We start from the raw sequence: 7,220 nt of genomic DNA, 5'->3' as shown, positions 1-7,220 counted from the left end.
TCACCACGGTGTTACTAAATGCACGCGCGCAACAACCACGTCGGCGTCCTACGACGGGGAAGGCAATAAGGTTGCTACGACCAATGAGATTGGGGCAACATCGACGGCGGAGTACACGGTTTTTGATAAGCCTGTTGTTTTTGTTGACCCGACTGGTGCGGTTACCCGAGTTGAGTACAACACGCAGATGCAGCCGGTGCGCCTGATCAACGGCGATGATCGCGTATGGACGTACTCTTATGATCTAGACGGCATGTTGTGCGGTGAGTGTGACTATAACCAAATTGTCACGACAACGCAGCGCAGTGTGGACGGGTCGGTGGTGACAACGACGTCTCCTGCCGGGACAACGACGTATACGTTTCATACTGATGGGCGTAGCCACACGATTGCTGATTCGCTTGGTGTCACGACGTATCACTATGACGATTATGGCAGGCTGGGGCGGGTGGTCGGCCCGCAGGCAACGATTGTCTACCAGCGTGATGAGTTTGGGCGTGGCGTGGCTGAGACGGTGGTATTGCCAAGTGGTGAATCAACAACCTATGCCACCCAAGTTGCAGATACGTCGGGGCGTATCAGTGAAGAAACGCTCACGCTTTGTTTCGGGGATGCGTTTTCTACTCGTTTCCATTTTGATCACGCCGGGCAGATCAACGCGACCACCCATGTGCATACTCCAGCTGATCGGGAATTTTCTTACGGTCTTGCTGAGGTTGACTATGCAGTTGATCAACGTGGGATGCGCAACAGGGTCTCTACTGGGGCGCTTGTTCGCAGCCTGGCTAGTGATATCCGAGGCCGGGTTACAGGTGATAGCCTAAGCGCGTTGGATAGTGACAGTCCCACCGGCTTGCGAACGCTAAGTTCACGGCTTTTCACGTGGCGTGATGACAGTGCATTGCAATCAGTGACTGACTTCCTGCGTGGGGTAGCTCGCTTTGATTTAGATCTCATCGGGCGTGCTACCGCAGTGCGTCGTAGCGTGGATCCGAATAATCCACCGCATGTAGCCGGTTTTGGTGATGAGGCATACGAATTTTCAACTGCTGGTGTACTCAACGCCATCGACGTGGCGACAACTTCACCGGCAACACGTGAGCATCACATGCCGTGGGCACCACGGCCTGGTGATGGTGTCGCTGCGCCACGTGGAGTGAAAGCGGATGCGCGCATCGAATTCGACGGGACTATGCCCACCCGGGTGGGGCGTACCACCTACACTTACGATGCTGCGGGGCGTGTAGTGCAAACAGTGACTACACGGGTCAGTAAAAAGCCGCTTGTACACCATTTTTACTACGGCACTGGTGAACAACCCATTGGGTTTGAAACCTCGGATGAACCTGATGTTGGATACCGCTATAGCTATGATCCTTATGGGCGGCGAGTGGCTAAGGAAAAGCTTGTAAAAGCCACAGGTGAAGTGCTGAGCCGTACGGTGTTTAGCTACTGCGGCAACCAATTAAGCGCCCAACAAGTCAGCTACGCAAACGACGGTAGTGTTGGTGCAGGCTACGTATGGACAACAGATCCGGCCACAGGCGAGGTCATCGGCCAAATTTCCTTAACAGCAAGTGATAGGGCTAATCGCGCACAGCCGGTGAAAGTTGACGCGACGTTCATGTTTGTCATGACTGATCTTGCTGGCAGTCCGCAAGAAATCGTTGATCCTGTCGATGGAGCAATCGTCGGATATTCAACACAGACGCTTTATGGTGTGCGTCGTTGGCATGGTGAATGCACCTCGCCGCTGCTTTTTGCTGGCCAGTATCTCGATGATGAATCGGGGTGGGCGTATAACCGATTCCGCTACTACCAGCCGGATGCGGGGATCTATAACGCTCAAGATCCACTTGGTGTCACACCTCGTGTGGCCTCTGCCCAAGGTTATGTGGATCATGCTGCGCATTGGGTTGATTGTTTCGGGCTCGAAAGCCACGTAAAGATTGAAAAGTTTGGTGAGCTTACCACCACGTTAAAGACAGATGCTGGTGAGATCACCATAAAGATGGTCGCCTACAACGCAGGCCAAGGCCATCACACCCCGATGAAAGCCCTGATCATCGGAGCAGAAAATGCAACAGCACTCCAAAACGGTGCGCCAGCGATTCCAATCGCAGAACTAGAAAAACTGAACGCATTACCCAAATTTAAGGGGATGACCGGTGCACAAATTCATAAGAAAATTACAGATGCGCAGCATGAAGCTTTCCTCAGCGCGGATCGTAGCCGTATTAAGACCTGGGACGATGCAAGAGAGCTTGATCTTGAGGCTCATGATGCGGCTCAAATACCGCGAGCTTTCTCTGAACCGTGGATTGATGCCGGAATCGAATACTATACAAACAACGGAATCGATAAACCCACTAATTTTCCTTGGAAGGGCCGCATTGGATAACACAGTGAATCGGGATGAGATCCTTGACCGTATTTTTCGGTTTTATGCGCGCATGTACGACGCGGCCTATGAGTGTATTGAGGAGTTTGCTGCACAGTACGCTGACTCTGGGGTGTTTGATCTTGAGTCGCCTGGGTGGCAGGAGTATGTCGGTGAGCTTGCGTTAGCGACCTTGTTTAGCTCGGCGTTCGCGTTTAACCAGGCTGAGGATGAGCTGGGGCCCACGGGTTTGAAGTATCTCTTTGAAACTGAAGACGGGGTGTTGACTGGCCTCGATGATGAGCTCGACCCGATTTACGGGTGGGTAAGTTCGGTCAATGTTGATGGACCGACGATTGCACCGTATGTCAATCATTCATTGCCTAGAAACGATTCCCGGATTTAACTGCAGTGAGGTGATTTCTATGACTGATATAGCAAAGCTTTCCATTCCAACGCTGGCCTATTTATACGACGCTATCCACTACGACGTGGAGAAGGGTTCGCGTTTGCATGCCGAATCCGGGGCTGTGTATCCGGAGGCGCCGGGATTTGATGAGGTGCATCGACGCCTTGCGCTGGAGTTAACAAAGCTAACTCCACTCTTGTTTGCGCAAAGTGAGCATGAGCCGACGGGGTTGAAGTACTACATTGCTGATGGTGAAGTGATGTATCGCGATATTGATGCACGCTTTGGTTCTCTTGCTGACATGATTGACGTGCCAGACTCAATACTTGCAGGACACACTCACGAAGCGCTGCCTGATCCGAATGTTGCGATCCCCGCGTTTACACCAGCGGAGAAGCGACGGATACCTGCTGATACTCCTCCGCCACGGGAAACTGTGCTTGAGCTTGTTAAAGATAATGAGCAGGGCTGGAGTCCAGTTGTTGGCCAGCTATGTCTGATTCATACCTCGTTGGGGTTTGTTCCTGCTGGTGTTGTTGCCGACTCGGTCGACGGAGGCGTTGGCTTCAAGGTGCATGTTTATCGTTGTTTGTTGGATTCGGCGACAGATACGTCGTTCTATGCCCTTGTGGGACGCAATGAACTATTGCTGCCACCGGTGACTTTGTCGAAATCTGAGTGCAGATCTCGTGGATCAGTCAGATTAATCCAAGATGCTGACGCACCGCGGCCTGTGCCGCTGGAGGCTTATTATGTGAACCGTTTAGCGCAGGATTGGGATCCGGAGCATCGTTGGTTTGCTCAGTGTTGTTCTGGTGTGACTCGGCTTGATGGAACGGTAAAAATCAGCCCCACCAGCCGAGAGGAGATTGCGGTGACTGATGCAAACGATAGTTTCTACCGCAAACTCAATGAGGGTGAAGAATTCCAGGACAAGCTGATATCCAGCGGGATGACTGTTTTCCCGCGTGTGTTGGAGTTTGCGCTTGAAGACTCGTTGAGTTTTTACAACCTTATTGACACCCCACGCCCAGACAAAGCACGACTATAGGCCACTGCTTGAAGACAGCCCTGATTCCAACCGCGTGGAGTCGGGGAAAGGTAACCATCTCCATGCCTAGGAAGGTGTATTCGAAGTAGCTTCAAGCGCGACGCGGTCGCAATGTATGAAAACGATCCAGATGTCGCGCTCAATGACGCGGCCGAGGATTTAGGGATCAACCGCACTACGCTTCACAAGTGGGTGGACAAATACAGCACCGGTGCAAAGACCAAGCAGCTTACAGATGCAGAAAAGATACGCCAGCTGCAGCGGGAAAACGCTCAGCTGGAAGAAGAATGCGATATTTTGCGCAAGGCGGTCAAATACTTCACGGAACAGACAAAGAAGTGATCCGCTTCCAGTTTGTTGATGAGCACCACGCCGTGTACTCGGTCTAGTAGGAACGCTTGAGTGGGAGGGGGGCAATGGGACGTCGTGAAGCAGAAGGCCCCTAGCGGGAACCGAAGCTGCGGCGCGTGTGCCAGGGTGCGCTACACTCGCTTGCATGTCTGCGCCTCAACTCGCCGAACTGCTCAGTAGCCGCTACGGCTTTACGTTTCCCGCCAACCGTATTGTGGAGACCGGCCGCACCGAAGGCTCCACACTCTATGAGGCGAGCAACGAGGACGGCGCCGCAATCCAGCTTGAACTATTTGATAATGCGGAGGTGCGCGGCATCGGTGGCGACGTGGACTCGCTCGACGCTGAGCTGGCCAAGATCGCAGCACCCGGCGCATTTCGCCCCAGGCACGCCGGCGTGACTGAGGACGGCCGCTTTTACGTCCTGCGCGAAGCAACCGTAGGAACACCGCTGCGTGACCTGATTCTAGAGAAGCACGAGGCGGGCCAGACCTTCACCAACGAAGAAGCGCGCGACCTGCTGACTGCTGCCGCCGAGGCCGTTGACGCCTACAACGCCGCCGGCTACCCGAGCTTTTTGGCGCGTTCCATTAACACTGACCAGCTGCTGGTGCTGCCGTCGTGGTCTAAGGTGCCGGTCAAGCTTGCGCTTGTGGGGCCGAGCGTTGACCTGGCAGCCACCGAGGACAACCTGCACGATTTTTGGAACGTGGTCGCCCAGGTGACCAGCCAGCCGGTGGATGAGCAGGCGGCGGCTCGCCACGCCACCGCGGCGGGCTACTTGCAGGAGGTCACCTCGGCTGAGAAGCCCGAATCCTCTGAGTTGCCGGCGGAGGCTTCCGCTGCGGTGGCGCCGCGCCCGCAGGATGGCTACCGCAAGCCGCCGGAGCCGTACCCGTCTGGTGGTGTAGCGCCTGCCGGTGCGGCGAGGGTGAAGCGTAACCCGTGGCCGTGGGTCATCGGCGCGCTGGCGGCGGCACTTGTGGTCATGCTGGTGGCGTGGTTTGTTACCACGCAGCGTGGGCAGGAGTGGAGCGTGGCGGAGCAGGAGATTGCGCAGGCGTACCCGGGCGTTGTGTCAAAGAAAGGCGGCAAGCGTGGCTGGCAGGGCCTAGAGTGCGAGTCTGCCGCACCGGATGCCGGCCAGGAGGCGAAGATCCGCTGCGCGGGTGAGGAGCTGGGGGTTTCGGTGGCGAAGTACCCGACCCAGACTGCGCGCGACCAGGAGTTGCCGGGCGAGGAGTACGCCACCGTGCTGGGCTCTGGTGAGTGCATGATTGCGGACTATGAGATTCCGGAGGCCTACCCGCAGGCGTTTGCGATGGCGCCGTACGACAAGGGTCAATTCCTGCTCATCGTGAATGGTTACCAGGCAGAAGACATGCGGCTGGATCTGCCGGTGTGTGAGTAATCGTTGTGGGCGACTAGCATGGTCATCCGTGACTAAGCAGACGACTTCGCAACCAGGAAACGGCCAGGACCTTTCAGAGCAGCAGCGCATTCGCCGCGCCAAGCGCCAGAAGCTGATTGATGAGGGCCGCGAGGCCTACCCCGTTGAGGTGCAGCGCACCACCAGCTTGCGTGATTTGCGCGCGAAGTACCAGGTTGTGCCCGAAGGCGAAGGCGACGGTGCGACTTGCCTGGAGGCTGGCCAAGAGACCCAGGACGTGGTGTCGGTTGCTGGCCGCGTCATGTTCCAGCGCAACACTGGCAAGCTGTGCTTTGCCACCCTGCAGGAGGGCGACGGTACGCAGCTGCAGGTCATGCTGTCGCTTGCAGAGGTCGGCGAGGAGGCACTGGCCAGCTGGAAAGCAGATACGGACCTGGGCGACATTGTTTCAGTAACCGGACGCGTTATTGCTTCCCGGCGTGGTGAGCTCTCCGTACAAGCCCAGTCGTGGCACATGGCGTCGAAGGCGCTTCGCCCGCTGCCGGTGGCTTTTGCGGACATGAACGAAGAGCAGCGTGTGCGCCACCGCTACACGGACCTGATCATGCGTGACGCTGCCCGCAACAACGCCATGACCCGTATCAAGGTCATTGCTGCTGTGCGTAAGTTCCTCACCGGCCATGACTTTGTTGAGGTGGAGACGCCGATGCTGCAGACGCTGCACGGCGGCGCGGCCGCGCGTCCGTTCATTACGCGTTCCAACGCATTGGACATGGACCTCTACCTGCGTATCGCGCCGGAGCTGTACCTGAAGCGTTGCGTTGTCGGTGGCATTGAGCGCGTGTTTGAGCTCAACCGCAACTTCCGCAACGAGGGCATTGACTCTTCGCACTCGCCGGAGTTCACCATGCTGGAGACTTACCAGGCGTGGGGCACCTACAAGGACGGCGCGAAGACCATGAAGGAGCTTGTGCAGTTCTGTGCGCAGGAGGTCTTTGGCTCCACGACGGTCACGCTTGCCGACGGCACCTCCTACGACCTCGGCGGCGAGTGGAAGGTCATGGAAATGTACCCTTCGCTCAACGAGGCGCTGCAGCGTAAGTTCCCGGGCCAGCCTGAGGTGACTGTGGATTCCTCCGTTGATCAGCTCACGGGCATTGCTGAGGTTATTGGTCTGAAGGTGCCGAAGGACGAGGGCTGGCTGCACGGCAAGCTTGTTGAGGAAATCTGGGAGCACCTCTGCTCCGACCAGCTCTACGAGCCGACCTTTGTCATCAACTTCCCGGTGGAGACCTCGCCGTTGACTCGTGACCACCGTGAGCAGCGCGGTGTGACCGAGAAGTTCGACCTCTACGTCCGTGGCTTCGAGCTGGCGACCGGCTACTCTGAGCTCGTTGACCCGGTGATCCAGCGTGAGCGTTTTGAGGACCAGGCCCGACTTGCCGCCCACGGCGATGAAGAGGCCATGGTGCTTGATGAGAATTTCTTGGCTGCCATGGAGCAGGGCATGCCGCCGACCGCCGGCTGCGGCATGGGTGTGGACCGCCTGCTGATGGCCTTGACTGGCCTGGGCATTCGCGAGACCGTGCTCTTCCCGCTGGTTAAGCCGGAAGCCAACTAGGTTCTGCCGGGGCTGTGC

General features: G+C 56.8%; 5 protein-coding genes and 1 pseudogene. All 6 read left to right on the top strand.

The genetic code is table 11. The features are described 5' to 3' along the window. Nucleotides 1–2,401, top strand: a 2,401-nt coding sequence (locus HMPREF3101_RS08145; RefSeq protein WP_305763945.1) for an RHS repeat domain-containing protein, incomplete at its 5' end; no start/stop codon positions are given. Further along, nucleotides 2,394–2,786 carry a hypothetical protein gene (locus tag HMPREF3101_RS08140; protein WP_168160176.1) on the top strand — a complete coding sequence of 131 codons (393 nt, stop codon included), beginning with the start codon at nucleotides 2,394–2,396 and terminating at the stop codon, nucleotides 2,784–2,786. The genes HMPREF3101_RS08145 and HMPREF3101_RS08140, both read left to right, overlap by 8 nt. A 19-nt stretch (nucleotides 2,787–2,805) precedes the next feature. Further along, complete coding sequence (locus tag HMPREF3101_RS08135) at nucleotides 2,806–3,840, top strand: hypothetical protein (RefSeq protein WP_070464252.1); 1,035 nt, start codon at nucleotides 2,806–2,808, stop codon at nucleotides 3,838–3,840. A gap of 62 nt (nucleotides 3,841–3,902) precedes the next feature. Further along, nucleotides 3,903–4,226 (top strand): annotated as a pseudogene (locus HMPREF3101_RS08130) (transposase); the annotation flags it as partial. Nucleotides 4,227–4,336: 110 nt separating this feature from the next. Beyond that, a complete protein-coding gene (locus HMPREF3101_RS08125) occupies nucleotides 4,337–5,602 on the top strand; it encodes a hypothetical protein (protein ID WP_070464249.1) in 1,266 nt (421 codons plus the stop codon). Continuing rightward, nucleotides 5,553–7,202, top strand: a complete 1,650-nt coding sequence (lysS, locus tag HMPREF3101_RS08120; protein ID WP_083280168.1) for a lysine--tRNA ligase — start codon at nucleotides 5,553–5,555, stop codon at nucleotides 7,200–7,202. The genes HMPREF3101_RS08125 and lysS overlap by 50 nt, the downstream gene beginning before the upstream one ends. Nucleotides 7,203–7,220: the final 18 nt, after the last annotated feature.

Origin of the sequence: Corynebacterium sp. HMSC29G08, assembly GCF_001806875.1 — a bacterium.
In the GTDB taxonomy this organism is placed as follows: domain Bacteria; phylum Actinomycetota; class Actinomycetes; order Mycobacteriales; family Mycobacteriaceae; genus Corynebacterium.
This window is presented reverse-complemented; position numbering and strand designations above follow the sequence as displayed.

What these genes read in the sequence shown, in the direction of transcription:
- HMPREF3101_RS08125 (WP_070464249.1), top strand. Translation starts at nt 4,337, where the DNA reads ATGTCTGCGCCTCAACTCGCCGAACTGCTCAGTAGCCGCTACGGCTTT.
- HMPREF3101_RS08135 (WP_070464252.1), top strand. Translation starts at nt 2,806, where the DNA reads ATGACTGATATAGCAAAGCTTTCCATTCCAACGCTGGCCTATTTATAC.
- lysS (WP_083280168.1), top strand. Translation starts at nt 5,553, where the DNA reads ATGGTTACCAGGCAGAAGACATGCGGCTGGATCTGCCGGTGTGTGAGT.